8 protein-coding genes, 2 tRNA genes and 3 rRNA genes are annotated in these 15140 nt (G+C 56.8%); 12 read left to right on the top strand and 1 reads right to left on the bottom strand.

Going from position 1 to position 15140, the window contains the following annotated elements; translation table 11 throughout:
* The first annotated feature begins 267 nt into the window (after positions 1–267).
* Positions 268–1992 carry an acetolactate synthase 3 large subunit gene (locus tag PVE35_RS19910; protein WP_268178814.1) on the top strand — a complete coding sequence of 575 codons (1725 nt, stop codon included), beginning with the start codon at positions 268–270 and terminating at the stop codon, positions 1990–1992.
* Position 1993: 1 nt separating this feature from the next.
* Entirely contained in the window at positions 1994–2485 is a 492-nt protein-coding gene (gene ilvN / locus PVE35_RS19905) for an acetolactate synthase small subunit (RefSeq protein ID WP_104728002.1), read from the top strand.
* Positions 2486–2539: 54 nt separating this feature from the next.
* Here ilvN and ilvY read toward each other — a convergent pair whose 3' ends face one another.
* Positions 2540–3421 (bottom strand): HTH-type transcriptional activator IlvY, encoded by an 882-nt coding sequence (gene ilvY / locus PVE35_RS19900; protein ID WP_277372752.1) that lies wholly within the window; start codon positions 3419–3421, stop codon positions 2540–2542.
* Between the two features lie 123 nt (positions 3422–3544).
* Between ilvY and ilvC the strand changes: the two genes are divergently transcribed.
* The 10 genes from ilvC (at position 3545) to PVE35_RS19850 (ending at position 15084) form a co-directional block, all read left to right on the top strand.
* A complete protein-coding gene (gene ilvC / locus PVE35_RS19895; protein ID WP_268178812.1) occupies positions 3545–4561 on the top strand; it encodes a ketol-acid reductoisomerase in 1017 nt (338 codons plus the stop codon).
* A gap of 137 nt (positions 4562–4698) precedes the next feature.
* Positions 4699–5514 carry a CDP-diacylglycerol--serine O-phosphatidyltransferase gene (gene pssA / locus PVE35_RS19890; protein WP_268178811.1) on the top strand — a complete coding sequence of 272 codons (816 nt, stop codon included), beginning with the start codon at positions 4699–4701 and terminating at the stop codon, positions 5512–5514.
* A gap of 66 nt (positions 5515–5580) precedes the next feature.
* Positions 5581–6591: a protein-methionine-sulfoxide reductase catalytic subunit MsrP gene (gene msrP, locus PVE35_RS19885; protein WP_268178810.1), complete on the top strand. Its 1011-nt coding sequence runs from the start codon at positions 5581–5583 to the stop codon at positions 6589–6591.
* Complete coding sequence (msrQ, locus tag PVE35_RS19880) at positions 6591–7217, top strand: protein-methionine-sulfoxide reductase heme-binding subunit MsrQ (RefSeq protein ID WP_268178809.1); 627 nt, start codon at positions 6591–6593, stop codon at positions 7215–7217. The genes msrP and msrQ overlap by 1 nt, the downstream gene beginning before the upstream one ends.
* 553 nt (positions 7218–7770) lie before the next feature.
* Positions 7771–9305, top strand: a 16S ribosomal RNA gene (locus PVE35_RS19875).
* Between the two features lie 85 nt (positions 9306–9390).
* Positions 9391–9467: transfer RNA gene (locus tag PVE35_RS19870), tRNA-Ile, on the top strand.
* A gap of 22 nt (positions 9468–9489) precedes the next feature.
* A tRNA-Ala gene (locus PVE35_RS19865) sits at positions 9490–9565 on the top strand.
* A gap of 257 nt (positions 9566–9822) precedes the next feature.
* A 23S ribosomal RNA gene (locus PVE35_RS19860) occupies positions 9823–12710 on the top strand.
* Between the two features lie 138 nt (positions 12711–12848).
* Positions 12849–12964 (top strand): 5S ribosomal RNA (gene rrf, locus PVE35_RS19855).
* Together the 16S, 23S and 5S rRNA genes with 2 tRNA genes alongside form the textbook arrangement of a ribosomal RNA operon.
* A gap of 443 nt (positions 12965–13407) precedes the next feature.
* Positions 13408–15084 carry a methyl-accepting chemotaxis protein gene (locus tag PVE35_RS19850; protein WP_277372751.1) on the top strand — a complete coding sequence of 559 codons (1677 nt, stop codon included), beginning with the start codon at positions 13408–13410 and terminating at the stop codon, positions 15082–15084.
* The last annotated feature ends 56 nt before the right edge of the window (positions 15085–15140 follow it).

Raw genomic sequence — 15140 nt, 5'->3', positions numbered from 1 at the left:
CAATCTTGCCTTCCACCGTAGTGGAGTCCGCCGCAAGCGTCCTCCAGCTCGGTGCAAAGAGGCGCTACCCGCGCCGAACCGTGACACCCGCAACGCGTTACCTCGCGCTGGGAGGTTCAGCCCCGCAAGACCATGGGCTGTTCCGTTACTCGTCTAGCAGATGTTCCGAATCCACGATCACCGTCGTGCATGTCCGCTGACAGTAAGACCTACTTAAAGGGCCGCTCGTCTGTCGGGTGGCACACTGGCGTTCAAGAGGTGAAAAACGTGGAGCTCTTATCTGGCGCTGAAATGGTCGTCCGCTTCCTGCGTGACGAAGGCGTTAAGTACATCTATGGGTACCCGGGTGGTGCCCTCCTGCATATCTACGATGCCCTGTTCAAGGAACCGGAAGTGACTCACGTCCTGGTTCGCCACGAGCAGGCCGCGACCCACATGGCAGATGGTTATGCCCGCGCCACCGGCAAGGCCGGCGTGGTGCTGGTGACTTCCGGCCCGGGTGCGACCAATGCCATCACCGGTATCGCCACGGCTTACATGGACTCGATTCCCATGGTGGTGATTTCCGGTCAGGTGCCGAGCAACATGGTCGGTACCGATGCCTTCCAGGAAACCGACATGGTCGGTATCTCCCGGCCGATCGTGAAGCACAGCTTCATCATCAAGCACCCGGCGGAAATTCCCGAGGTGCTGAAAAAGGCGTTCTACCTCGCCGAGTCCGGTCGTCCCGGCCCGGTGGTGGTCGACATTCCCAAGGACATGGGCGATCCAACCCAGAAGTTCGAGTACGTCTATCCGAAGAAGGTCAAGCTGCGCTCCTACAGCCCGGCCGTACGTGGTCATTCCGGGCAGATCCGCAAGGCAGCCGAGATGGTACTGGCGGCCAAGCGCCCGGTGCTGTACTCCGGTGGTGGCGTGATCATGGGCAATGCCTCCGCGCCGCTGACCGAGCTGGCGCAGATGCTCAACCTGCCGGTGACCAATACCCTGATGGGCCTGGGTGGTTACCCCGGCACCGATCGCCAGTTCCTCGGCATGCTCGGCATGCACGGCAGCTACACCGCCAACCTGGCGATGCACCATGCCGACGTGATCCTGGCCGTTGGTGCGCGTTTCGATGACCGGGTGATCAACGGCGCGGCCAAGTTCTGCCCGAATGCCAAGATCATCCACATCGACATCGACCCGGCCTCGATCTCCAAGACCATCAAGGCCGATATTCCGATCGTCGGCCCGGTGGATAGCGTGCTGACCGAGATGGTCGCCATCCTCAAGGAAATCGGCGAAACCCCGAACAAGGACACGGTTGCTAGCTGGTGGAAGCAGATCGACGAGTGGCGCGGCAGTGGCCGTCTGTTCCCCTACAACGAGGGCGACGGTTCGATCATCAAGCCGCAGGCCGTGATCGAGACCCTCTGCGAAGTGACCAAAGGCGATGCCTTCATCACCTCCGACGTGGGCCAGCACCAGATGTTCGCGGCGCAGTACTACCGCTTCAACAAACCCAACCGCTGGATCAACTCCGGTGGCCTGGGCACCATGGGCTTCGGTTTCCCGGCGGCGATGGGCGTCAAGATGAATTTCCCGGAGGCCGACGTAGCTTGCGTGACCGGCGAAGGCAGCATCCAGATGAACATCCAGGAGCTGTCGACCTGCCTGCAGTACGACCTGCCGGTGAAGATCGTCAACCTGAACAACGGCGCGCTGGGCATGGTTCGCCAGTGGCAGGACATGCAGTACAGCAGTCGCTACTCGCACTCCTACATGGAGTCGCTGCCTGACTTCGTCAAGCTGGCCGAGGCCTATGGGCATGTGGGCATGCGCATCACCGAGCTGAAAGATCTCAAGCCGGGTCTCGAAGAGGCCTTCGCACTGAAGAATCGCCTGGTGTTCCTCGATATCGCAGTGGATACCAGCGAGCACGTCTACCCCATGCAGATTCGGGATGGCGCAATGCGTGACATGTGGCTGAGCAAGACGGAGCGGACCTAACATGCGACACATCATTTCCCTGCTGTTGGAAAACGAGCCGGGTGCACTGTCCCGCGTGGTCGGTCTGTTCTCCCAGCGTAACTACAACATCGAAAGCCTCACCGTTGCGCCGACCGAGGATCCGACGCTGTCGCGCCTGACCCTGACCACGGTCGGTCATGACGAGGTGATCGAGCAGATCACCAAGAACCTCAACAAGCTGGTCGAGGTGGTCAAGCTGGTCAACCTGTCGGAAAGCGCCCATATCGAGCGCGAGCTGATGCTGGTGAAGATCAAGGCCACCGGCGCCCAGCGTGCTGAGGTCAAGCGCACCACTGACATCTTCCGCGGCCAGATCGTGGATGTGACCAGCAGCGTGTATACCGTGCAGCTGACCGGCACCAGCGACAAGCTGGACAGCTTCATCCAGGCAGTCGGCACTGCGTCGATCCTGGAAACCGTGCGTAGCGGTGTCACTGGCATCGCCCGTGGCGACAAGGTACTGAGTATCTGATCGCTACGGCTAAAGAGAGCCCCGCCTGGTGCGGGGCTTTTTATTGCCTGAAAGTCAGCTTTGACGATTCCAGAAAGCCGCGATCAGCGGATCCTTTAGACGTTTCTCCAGCGCGAACAGGCCAATGTCATAAGCGGTGAGCGGTGGTTGGATGTCGTAGATACGGATGCGGGCAGTCAACGGGCTGTTGTCCAGAACGATCTGCGGCACCACGCCGATGCCGAAACCCAGGCTGACCATGCTGACGATGGCTTCGTTGCCGCTGACCTGGGCATAGATACGCGGCTTGATGTTGTGGTGCTTGAGCCAGCGATCGGTGCGCGTCCGTGCCAGGCCTTCCTCCGAAAGAATCATCGGCACGTCCTTCCAGCTCTGCGCTGTCGGCTGCCGAAGCTGTTCCTCGTTCAACAGTTGCGGCGCTTGCGGGCCGATAAAGCGCAACTCCGAACGGGTAATCGACTGAAACTCCACGCCGGCTGGCAGGCTATCGGGGAGGGCGCCAATGGCCAGATCCTCCAGGCCCTGCTGCACGCGCTCGACGGCTTTCGCCGGATCGCCGGTATGCAGCTTCATTTCGATGCGTGGGTAGTCCTGGCGGAAGTTGCTGAGGATGTCATAGAGGAAGCTGTAGCTCGCGGTCACTGAGCAATACAGCGACAGCTCGCCATGCAGGTTCAACTGATCCTGCATGAAGGTCTGACGGATGGCCTGCCAGCCATTCATGACCTCGCTCGCGTATTCGCGGAACTGCTGACCCTCGCGGGTCAGGCGAACCGAGCGATTGTCGCGGACGAATAGGGTGGCACCCAGTTCGGCCTCGAGCTGCTTGATGCTGCGGCTCAGTGCTGAAGGGCTGACGTGCAGTTCGCGGCTGGTTTTGCCGAAGTGCAGGTTGTCTGCCAGGGAGAGAAAGAGTCTGAGGGAGTGACTGTCCATTACGTTTCGTATATCGGCATGTCGTGTTGCAAATATATCATTTTACGCAATGGTTCAGATCACATAAGGTGCTTGGGTCGCGGTGCCAGCACCCATTCCTTTCGATTCAGAAGAGCCAGAAACATGAAAGTTTATTACGACAAAGATTGCGACCTCTCCATCATCCAGGGCAAGAAAGTCGCCATCATCGGTTATGGCTCCCAGGGCCATGCCCAGGCCTGCAACCTGAAGGACTCCGGTGTCGACGTCACCATCGGCCTGCGCAAAGGCTCCGCCACCGTTGCCAAGGCTGAAGCTCATGGCCTGAAAGTGACCGACGTTGCCAGCGCCGTTGCCGCTGCCGACCTGGTCATGATCCTCACCCCGGACGAGTTCCAGGGCCAGCTGTACAAGAACGAGATCGAGCCGAACATCAAGAAGGGCGCTACCCTGGCCTTCTCTCACGGCTTCGCCATCCACTACAACCAGGTCGTTCCGCGTGCCGACCTCGACGTGATCATGATCGCGCCGAAGGCCCCGGGCCACACCGTACGTACCGAGTTCGTCAAGGGCGGCGGTATCCCTGACCTGATCGCCGTTTATCAGGACGCCTCCGGCAACGCCAAGAACGTCGCCCTGTCCTACGCTTCGGGCGTGGGCGGCGGCCGTACCGGCATCATCGAAACCACCTTCAAGGACGAGACCGAAACCGACCTGTTCGGTGAGCAGGCCGTGCTCTGCGGCGGTACCGTCGAACTGGTCAAGGCCGGTTTCGAGACCCTGGTCGAAGCTGGCTACGCGCCGGAAATGGCCTACTTCGAGTGCCTGCACGAGCTGAAGCTGATCGTCGATCTGATGTTCGAGGGCGGTATCGCCAACATGAACTACTCGATCTCCAACAACGCCGAGTACGGTGAGTACGTCACCGGCCCGGAAGTGATCAACGCCGAATCCCGTGCTGCCATGCGTAACGCTCTGAAGCGCATCCAGAACGGCGAATACGCCAAGATGTTCATCACCGAAGGCGCCGCCAACTACCCGTCGATGACAGCCTATCGCCGCAACAATGCCGCTCACGGCATCGAAGTGGTCGGTGAGAAGCTGCGTGCGATGATGCCGTGGATCGCTGCCAACAAGATCGTCGACAAGACCAAGAACTAAGGTCTGCGATGTGCGAAAGAACGCGGCTTTATGCCGCGTTTTTTCATTCTGCGGCAAGGCTCTGGTATAAAGCCTGGGCGTCGGGGCTGCTGCAAGGGTCGCCGGCCATTCTTCAAATCCGTAGCAAGGTGTTGTTCATGAGTGAAGGTCACGAAGAGCCGAAGCGGTCGGGCGAGGATATCGAAAGCCTGCTGCCCATCGACGAGCATGTGGAAGAGGGGCACGACGCCGAAGGGCGCAAGGTGCGCCATCGCGGCATCTACCTGCTGCCGAACCTGTTCACCACGGCCAATCTGTTCGCCGGGTTCTACTCCATCATCAACGCGATGAACGGCAACTTCTACGTCGCGGCTGCGACCGTGTTCGTGGCCATGGTGCTGGACAGCCTGGATGGGCGTGTCGCCCGTCTGACCAACACGCAAAGCGCGTTCGGTGCCGAATACGACTCCCTTTCCGATATGGTCGCCTTCGGCGTCGCGCCGGCATTGCTCGCCTTCGAGTGGGCGCTGGGCAGCCTGGGTAAGGTGGGCTGGATGGTCGCCTTCATCTATGTGGCCGGCGCTGCCTTGCGCCTGGCGCGCTTCAATACCCAGATCGGCAGTGTCGACAAGCGCTACTTCATCGGCCTGGCCAGCCCGGCGGCGGCCGGTGTGGTTGCCGGCACCGTGTGGGCCTTCAGCGATTTCGGCATTCAGGGTTCCAACATGGCCTTCCTCGTGGCGCTGCTGGTCGCCGCTGCGGGCTGCCTGATGGTCAGCAACATCAAGTACTACAGCTTCAAGGATCTCGACCTGAAAGGCCGTGTGCCTTTCGTCGCCATTCTGGTCGTGGTGCTGGTCTTCGCGGTGGTGTTCAGTGACCCGCCACGCATCCTGCTGCTGATCTTCACGGCTTATGCCGTCTCCGGGCCGATCCAGTACCTGTTGCAGCTACGTCGTCGCAAAACCCAGTGACGCTGTAATTTCTTCCGCGCTCCGTGGTCTACAGTTCGTTTCTAGAACCGTAGTCGCGGAGTTGCCATGCTCATCCGAGTCCCTCCTTCTTCTCGGGCCCTTGAGTCCGAAGTTACCCCTGAGTCCGTCTATCTTTCTCGGCGTAAGCTGATGCAGGGCTCGCTGGCCTTGGCGGGGCTGGCTGCCATGCCGGGGTGGGTGCGCGCCGATACGCCGGGAACCTATGCCGATGTGGCGCCTGCCCAGGCGCCTGACTGGTTCCAGAGCAAGCTGGCAGGTACGCGCTGGCAGGCGGTGACTGCGCAGGGTGAGAGCATCACCCCTTTCAGGGACGCGACGCACTACAACAACTTCTACGAGTTCGGCACGGGCAAGGGCGACCCGGCGGCCAATGCCGGTAAGCTGCAGATCGAGCCCTGGACGGTGATGGTCGATGGCGAAGTGGCCAAGCCGGGCCGCTATGCCATCGAGGATCTGGTCAAGCCCCATGCCTTCGAGGAGCGCATCTATCGGCTGCGTTGCGTCGAGGCCTGGTCCATGGTCATTCCTTGGTTGGGCTTTCCCCTGGCTGATCTGCTCAAGCAGGTCGAACCCACTTCCGCGGCGCGCTACGTGCGCTTCGAGACACTGGTGGATGCTGAGCACATGCCCGGACAGCGCTCGGGCTTTTCCCTGATCGACTGGCCTTATGTGGAAGGTCTGCGCATGGATGAGGCCATGCACCCGCTGGCCTTCATGGCGGTGGGCATGTATGGGCGCGTGCTGCCCAACCAGAACGGCGCTCCGCTGCGCCTGGTGGTGCCGTGGAAATACGGCTTCAAGAGCATCAAGTCCATCGTTCGCATCAGTCTGGTGGAGGAGGCGCCCAAGACCACCTGGGAGCGTATCGCGCCGAACGAGTATGGCTTCTATGCCAACGTCAATCCGCAGGTGGATCATCCACGCTGGTCGCAGGCCACCGAGCGGCGCTTGCCCAGTGGCCTGTTCAGTCCGAACGTGATCGATACCCGGATGTTCAATGGTTATGACGAAGTGGCCGGGCTTTACGCTGGCATGGATCTGAGGAAGTACTACTGATGCGGTATCCGTTGTGGCGTGTCGCTGTGTTCGTAGTGGCCCTGCTGCCGCCATCGTACTGGTTGTATCTGGCCATGTTCGGGTTGCTGGGGCCTGATCCCGGCAAGGTGCTGGTAGACAACCTCGGGCTCGGCGGGTTGATCCTGCTGTTGATCACTCTGGCCATGACGCCGCTGCAGCAGCTTACTCGCTGGGGCGGTTGGATCGCCGTGCGGCGACAGTTGGGGTTGTGGTGCTTCGCCTACGTCGCCCTGCACCTGTCGGGGTACCTGCTATTCATCGCCGGGCTGCGTTTGGATTCGGTGTTGCGTGACCTTACTGAGCGCCCCTACATCATCGTGGGAGCCTTGGCCTTTATCGGCCTGGTGGTGCTGGCCGTGACCTCCAACCGTTTCAGCATCAGGAAGCTCGGGCGCAAGTGGAAGGCATTGCATCGTCTGGTCTACCTGATTCTGCTGTTGGCGTTGCTGCATATGCTCTGGGTGGTGCGCGCGGATCTGGGCGAGTGGCTCGTCTATGCCTTGCTGGGCGGCGCCTTGCTGCTGATGCGCCTGCCGGTGGTGGCAAGTGGAATGCAGCGGCTTGGCAGCGCCTGGCGAGATAATGCAAAGAAAATTGCAATTTAAGCTTGACGCGCATGCTGCTGGCGGTAGAATGCGCGCCACTTCAGCGATGAAGCGCTTCAAAAACTGCTTGTTAATCAATAAGTTAAGTTAAATGAAGGGCTTGCAAAGCTGGATATGGCGTGTAGAATGCGCGCCGGTCGACAGGGCGGTGGTTGAGTCTTGTTGGTGGTTCGATCGAATGGATCGAAAGCGGTTTGAAAGAGGTGGTTGACAGCGGTTTTGAACGCTGTAGAATGCGCCTCCCGCTGGAGAGAAGAAGTTCTGATCGAAGGCGCAAGTGGTTGAGTAGAAAGAAAAAATTCTTTTGAAAACGACTTGACAGAAAGGAAGGCTGCTGTAGAATGCGCGGCCTGGTTGAGGCGAGAGGCTTAACCAACTGTTCTTTAACAACTGAATCAAGCAATTCGTGTGGGTGCTTGTGAGGTAAGCCTGATAGTCGACAGATTATCAGCATCACAAAGCAACACTCGTGAATTCGAGAGTTACTCTTTTAAGTAAGAGATTTGCGATTGCTGAGCCAAGTTTAGGGTTTTCTCAAAACCCAAGCAGTATTGAACTGAAGAGTTTGATCATGGCTCAGATTGAACGCTGGCGGCAGGCCTAACACATGCAAGTCGAGCGGATGAGAGGGGCTTGCTCCTTGATTTAGCGGCGGACGGGTGAGTAATGCCTAGGAATCTGCCTGGTAGTGGGGGATAACGTTCCGAAAGGAACGCTAATACCGCATACGTCCTACGGGAGAAAGCAGGGGCCTTCGGGCCTTGCGCTATCAGATGAGCCTAGGTCGGATTAGCTAGTTGGTGAGGTAATGGCTCACCAAGGCGACGATCCGTAACTGGTCTGAGAGGATGATCAGTCACACTGGAACTGAGACACGGTCCAGACTCCTACGGGAGGCAGCAGTGGGGAATATTGGACAATGGGCGAAAGCCTGATCCAGCCATGCCGCGTGTGTGAAGAAGGTCTTCGGATTGTAAAGCACTTTAAGTTGGGAGGAAGGGTTGTACGTTAATACCGTGCAATTTTGACGTTACCGACAGAATAAGCACCGGCTAACTTCGTGCCAGCAGCCGCGGTAATACGAAGGGTGCAAGCGTTAATCGGAATTACTGGGCGTAAAGCGCGCGTAGGTGGTTCGTTAAGTTGGATGTGAAAGCCCCGGGCTCAACCTGGGAACTGCATCCAAAACTGGCGAGCTAGAGTACGGTAGAGGGTGGTGGAATTTCCTGTGTAGCGGTGAAATGCGTAGATATAGGAAGGAACACCAGTGGCGAAGGCGACCACCTGGACTGATACTGACACTGAGGTGCGAAAGCGTGGGGAGCAAACAGGATTAGATACCCTGGTAGTCCACGCCGTAAACGATGTCAACTAGCCGTTGGAATCCTTGAGATTTTAGTGGCGCAGCTAACGCATTAAGTTGACCGCCTGGGGAGTACGGCCGCAAGGTTAAAACTCAAATGAATTGACGGGGGCCCGCACAAGCGGTGGAGCATGTGGTTTAATTCGAAGCAACGCGAAGAACCTTACCTGGCCTTGACATGCTGAGAACTTTCCAGAGATGGATTGGTGCCTTCGGGAACTCAGACACAGGTGCTGCATGGCTGTCGTCAGCTCGTGTCGTGAGATGTTGGGTTAAGTCCCGTAACGAGCGCAACCCTTGTCCTTAGTTACCAGCACCTCGGGTGGGCACTCTAAGGAGACTGCCGGTGACAAACCGGAGGAAGGTGGGGATGACGTCAAGTCATCATGGCCCTTACGGCCAGGGCTACACACGTGCTACAATGGTCGGTACAAAGGGTTGCCAAGCCGCGAGGTGGAGCTAATCCCATAAAACCGATCGTAGTCCGGATCGCAGTCTGCAACTCGACTGCGTGAAGTCGGAATCGCTAGTAATCGTGAATCAGAATGTCACGGTGAATACGTTCCCGGGCCTTGTACACACCGCCCGTCACACCATGGGAGTGGGTTGCTCCAGAAGTAGCTAGTCTAACCTTCGGGGGGACGGTTACCACGGAGTGATTCATGACTGGGGTGAAGTCGTAACAAGGTAGCCGTAGGGGAACCTGCGGCTGGATCACCTCCTTAATCGAAGACATCAGCTTCTTCATAAGTTCCCACACGAATTGCTTGATTCATAGTCGAAGACGATGCTGTAACGCGACCCTGTTATAGGTCTGTAGCTCAGTTGGTTAGAGCGCACCCCTGATAAGGGTGAGGTCGGCAGTTCAAATCTGCCCAGACCTACCAATTGCTTGGTGCAGAAGATTACGGGGCCATAGCTCAGCTGGGAGAGCGCCTGCTTTGCACGCAGGAGGTCAGCGGTTCGATCCCGCTTGGCTCCACCACTCTCGCGCGTTGCGGTAGAAGGAAAGAGTTCAGAAATGAGCGCTTCAGGGTAGACCTGGTGAGTGCTGATTTCTGGTCTTTTGACCGGTAGAAACATCGTTCTTTAAAAATTTGGATATGTGATAGAAGTGACTGATTGATTGCTTTCACTGGCAATTGATCTGGTCAAGGTAAAATTTGTAGTTCTCAAGACGCAAATTTTCGGCGAATGTCGTCTTCACGATTGAGACAGTAACCAGATTGCTTGGGGTTATATGGTCAAGTGAAGAAGCGCATACGGTGGATGCCTTGGCAGTCAGAGGCGATGAAAGACGTGGTAGCCTGCGAAAAGCTTTGGGGAGTCGGCAAACAGACTGTGATCCAGAGATGTCTGAATGGGGGAACCCACCTAGGATAACCTAGGTATCTTGTACTGAATCCATAGGTGCAAGAGGCGAACCAGGGGAACTGAAACATCTAAGTACCCTGAGGAAAAGAAATCAACCGAGATTCCCTAAGTAGTGGCGAGCGAACGGGGACTAGCCCTTAAGTTGATTTGAGTGTAGTGGAAGGCTCTGGAAAGTGCCGCCGTAGTGGGTGATAGCCCCGTACACGAAACGCTCTTATCAATGAAATCGAGTAGGACGGGGCACGAGAAACCTTGTCTGAACATGGGGGTATCCTCCAAGGCTAAATACTACTGACTGACCGATAGTGAACCAGTACCGTGAGGGAAAGGCGAAAAGAACCCCGGAGAGGGGAGTGAAATAGAACCTGAAACCGTATGCGTACAAGCAGTGGGAGCCCACTTTGTTGGGTGACTGCGTACCTTTTGTATAATGGGTCAGCGACTTATATTCAGTGGCGAGCTTAACCGAATAGGGGAGGCGTAGCGAAAGCGAGTCTTAATAGGGCGCTTTAGTCGCTGGGTATAGACCCGAAACCGGGCGATCTATCCATGGGCAGGTTGAAGGTTAGGTAACACTGACTGGAGGACCGAACCGACTACCGTTGAAAAGTTAGCGGATGACCTGTGGATCGGAGTGAAAGGCTAATCAAGCTCGGAGATAGCTGGTTCTCCTCGAAAGCTATTTAGGTAGCGCCTCGTGTATCACTGCTGGGGGTAGAGCACTGTTTCGGCTAGGGGGTCATCCCGACTTACCAAACCGATGCAAACTCCGAATACCAGCAAGTGCCAGCACGGGAGACACACGGCGGGTGCTAACGTCCGTCGTGAAAAGGGAAACAACCCAGACCGTCAGCTAAGGTCCCAAAGTTATGGTTAAGTGGGAAACGATGTGGGAAGGCTTAGACAGCTAGGAGGTTGGCTTAGAAGCAGCCATCCTTTAAAGAAAGCGTAATAGCTCACTAGTCGAGTCGGCCTGCGCGGAAGATGTAACGGGGCTCAAACCATACACCGAAGCTACGGGTTCATCCTTTGGATGAGCGGTAGAGGAGCGTTCTGTAAGCCTGTGAAGGTGAGTTGAGAAGCTTGCTGGAGGTATCAGAAGTGCGAATGCTGACATGAGTAACGACAATGCGAGTGAAAAACTCGCACGCCGAAAGACCAAGGTTTCCTGCGCAACGTTAATCGACGCAGGGTGAGTCGGCCCCTAAGGCGAGGCAGAAATGCGTAGTCGATGGGAAACGGGTTAATATTCCCGTACTTCTAGTTACTGCGATGGAGGGACGGAGAAGGCTAGGCCAGCACGGCGTTGGTTGTCCGTGTTTAAGGCGGTAGGCTGGTTTCTTAGGTAAATCCGGGAGATCAAGGCCGAGAGCTGATGACGAGCGTTCTTTTAGAATGCGAAGTGGTTGATGCCATGCTTCCAGGAAAAGCTTCTAAGCTTCAGGTAACTAGGAACCGTACCCCAAACCGACACAGGTGGTTAGGTAGAGAATACCAAGGCGCTTGAGAGAACTCGGGTGAAGGAACTAGGCAAAATGGCACCGTAACTTCGGGAGAAGGTGCGCCGGTGAGGGTGAAGCATTTACTGCGTAAGCCCATGCCGGTCGAAGATACCAGGCCGCTGCGACTGTTTATTAAAAACACAGCACTCTGCAAACACGAAAGTGGACGTATAGGGTGTGACGCCTGCCCGGTGCCGGAAGGTTAATTGATGGGGTTAGCGCAAGCGAAGCTCTTGATCGAAGCCCCGGTAAACGGCGGCCGTAACTATAACGGTCCTAAGGTAGCGAAATTCCTTGTCGGGTAAGTTCCGACCTGCACGAATGGCGTAACGATGGCGGCGCTGTCTCCACCCGAGACTCAGTGAAATTGAAATCGCTGTGAAGATGCAGTGTATCCGCGGCTAGACGGAAAGACCCCGTGAACCTTTACTATAGCTTTGCACTGGACTTTGAGCTTGCTTGTGTAGGATAGGTGGGAGGCTTTGAAGTGGGGACGCCAGTTCTCATGGAGCCATCCTTGAAATACCACCCTGGCAACCTTGAGGTTCTAACTCTGGCCCGTCATCCGGGTCGAGGACAGTGTATGGTGGGTAGTTTGACTGGGGCGGTCTCCTCCCAAAGAGTAACGGAGGAGTACGAAGGTGCGCTCAGACCGGTCGGAAATCGGTCGTAGAGTATAAAGGCAAAAGCGCGCTTGACTGCGAGACAGACACGTCGAGCAGGTACGAAAGTAGGTCTTAGTGATCCGGTGGTTCTGTATGGAAGGGCCATCGCTCAACGGATAAAAGGTACTCCGGGGATAACAGGCTGATACCGCCCAAGAGTTCATATCGACGGCGGTGTTTGGCACCTCGATGTCGGCTCATCACATCCTGGGGCTGAAGCCGGTCCCAAGGGTATGGCTGTTCGCCATTTAAAGTGGTACGCGAGCTGGGTTTAGAACGTCGTGAGACAGTTCGGTCCTATCTGCCGTGGACGTTTGAGATTTGAGAGGGGCTGACCTTAGTACGAGAGGATGGGTTGGACGAACCTCTGGTGTTCCGGTTGTCACGCCAGTGGCACTGCCGGGTAGCTATGTTCGGAAGAGATAACCGCTGAAAGCATCTAAGCGGGAAACTTGCCTCAAGATGAGATCTCACTGGAGCCTCGAGCTCCCTAAAGGGCCGTCGGAGACTACGACGTTGATAGGTTGGGTGTGTAAGCGCTGTGAGGCGTTGAGCTAACCAATACTAATTGCCCGTGAGGCTTGACCATATAACACCCAAACAATCTGCCCTCGTGCAGAGGGTGTCGATGGTGAAGTCGACAGAAAGCCGAAAATTTGCAAGAACTACAAAGCCTCTATCACGTATCCAAGGGATAGCGTCTAACGACGAGATCCCAACCGAATTGCTTGACGACCATAGAGCGTTGGAACCACCTGATCCCATCCCGAACTCAGTAGTGAAACGACGCATCGCCGATGGTAGTGTGGTGCTTCACCATGTGAGAGTAGGTCATCGTCAAGCTCCTATACGAACGCCCTGATCAGGTAACTGGTCGGGGCGTTCTTCTATGTGCGCGAAAAATGGCAGGTGGCGGTGAGAGTCCCGGAGTGCCGGCCAGATCATCGTCAAGCTCCTATACGAAACCCCAGATCGCCAACGCGGTCTGGGGTTTCTTCTTTGCGCCGGGAAAAGCCGAAGCCTGGCGTAGGGGGCGCTGTGCGCACCGAAGCACCGGGGGCATGGGCCATGTGCGCGCGGCGCACCCTACGCTGACTGCGCAATGAAAAGGCCACCTTGAAGGTGGCCTTGGTGTATCTGGGGGCTGATCAATCTTGGCCGTCATTCGTGCGTCTCTTTAGCCTCATGACCGCGGATTATTTCTGCGTAAACCTTTACCGAGATAAAGATTTATTCGGGTAAAGCCGATATATTGGCGTCCTAAATCCAATGTTCAGGGCCATGCCATGAAATGGAATATTCGCAATAAAGTCCTGTTGTTATCGCTCATCCCAGCCTTTCTCACTGCCCTTGTCGTACAGTTACTGGCTTTCTCCGAACAACAGTCCTTGAGCCAGCGTAGTCTCGAGGAGACTAGAGAAACCTTGTTGAAAACGCGCAAGGACGAGTTACTAAGCTATTTGGATATTGCTTTTAGCGCGATCAAACCGCTCTATGACAGTCCAGATGCGCAAACGCCCGAGGTCATGAAACAGGCGGCTGATCAGCTACGAGAGCTACGCTATGGCTCTGACGGCTATTTTTTTGGCTACAACGACAAGGGTGATCGCATCTTTCTTGCCGGGAAAGATGAGGGCAAGAATTTCTGGGATCTGCAAGATACCCAAGGCTCTTACCTGATTCGCGAGCTCATTGCTGCTGCCAAGCGCGGCGGTGATTTCGTGACGTACTACTTTCCGCGCCCTGGTAGCGATACGACCTCCTACCCAAAGTTGTCCTACTCCCGCTATCTGGAGAAATGGGGTTGGACGGTGGGGGCGGGTTTTTATATCGATGGGGTCGACAGGCTGATCGATGAGCAACTGCAGCAACAACAGAAAGCGCTGGACGAGCTGCGCCTGAAGCAGTGGCTGACTCTGGCTGTTCTCTTGGCGGTGCTTGCGGGGCTGGCCGTATGGGTAGCTGCGTCGATCGTGCGGCCGATACGTCAGCTCACGAGCAATTTGCAATTGCTGGCCTCGGAGGAGGGCGATCTGACTCACCATCTGCCTGTCGATGGCAACGAAGAAACTGCGTCGATGGCCGGTGCCTTCAACCTCTTCGTGGGCAAGATTCGTGACATGATTCTGGAGCTGACGCGTTGCGTGCATGCTCTGCAGGAGCGTAACGAGCAACTGCGCATGAGCACCCAGCAGGCCGCTGATGCCTTGGTGCGCCAGACCACTGATGCCGAGCAGGTTACCCATGCCATGGATCAGATGGCGCTGGCGACGCACAATGTCGCCGAGGCGGCGCAGAGTGCCGCTCAGGTCACCCGCGATACCGATGATCAGGCACGCGCGATGCAACTCAACGTGGACGAGACCATCGAGGCGATCAGTGGCCTGGCCATCGATATCGAGAAGGCAGCCGAGGACATCCAGACGCTTGGCAACGATGTGGAGTCCATTGGCTCCATTCTCGATGTCATCCGTGCCATCGCCGAGCAGACCAATCTGTTGGCATTGAACGCTGCGATCGAGGCAGCTCGCGCGGGTGAGCAGGGACGAGGCTTTGCCGTGGTGGCTGACGAAGTGCGTTCCCTGGCCTCGCGTACGCAACAGAGCACACAAGAGATCCAGGCCAAGATCAGTCAGTTGCAACAGGGCGCGCGTGCTGCAGTGGTGACCATGCAGAACAGTCTCAAGGGCAGTGAGGCTGCAGTGTCCAAGGCCAACGGGACGGGGCAGATTCTGGCTGGCGTGAGCCAGGCCGTCTCGGATATCGCCGGCATGAACAATCAGATTGCGACGGCCGCCGAAGAGCAGTCGAGCATTGGTGCCGAGGTGAATCAGAGCCTCGCGCAGATATCCCGCCATATCAGTGAGACGCAGGGTATGACCGCGCAGAACAACGATATGAGTCGGGATCTGGAGCGCTTATCGCGCGAGCTGGATCAACTGATTCGTCGATTCAAGGTCTGAGCCGCCAGCCAGGACAAAGCCTCCTATTCGATCCACATGCCAAGTCTCTCTGAGTG

This window comes from Pseudomonas sp. AA-38, assembly GCF_029457475.1.
GTDB lineage: Bacteria > Pseudomonadota > Gammaproteobacteria > Pseudomonadales > Pseudomonadaceae > Aquipseudomonas.
The sequence above is the reverse complement of the archived record's forward strand: the minus strand, read 5'-3'. Positions and strand labels throughout refer to the sequence as shown.

Bases quoted from the DNA above. Each gene is read 5' to 3' on its own strand.
- ilvN (WP_104728002.1), top strand. From the start codon at position 1,994: ATGCGACACATCATTTCCCTGCTGTTGGAAAACGAGCCGGGTGCACTG.
- ilvY (WP_277372752.1), bottom strand. From the start codon at position 3,421: ATGGACAGTCACTCCCTCAGACTCTTTCTCTCCCTGGCAGACAACCTG.
- ilvC (WP_268178812.1), top strand. From the start codon at position 3,545: ATGAAAGTTTATTACGACAAAGATTGCGACCTCTCCATCATCCAGGGC.
- pssA (WP_268178811.1), top strand. From the start codon at position 4,699: ATGAGTGAAGGTCACGAAGAGCCGAAGCGGTCGGGCGAGGATATCGAA.
- msrP (WP_268178810.1), top strand. From the start codon at position 5,581: ATGCTCATCCGAGTCCCTCCTTCTTCTCGGGCCCTTGAGTCCGAAGTT.
- msrQ (WP_268178809.1), top strand. From the start codon at position 6,591: ATGCGGTATCCGTTGTGGCGTGTCGCTGTGTTCGTAGTGGCCCTGCTG.
- PVE35_RS19850 (WP_277372751.1), top strand. From the start codon at position 13,408: ATGAAATGGAATATTCGCAATAAAGTCCTGTTGTTATCGCTCATCCCA.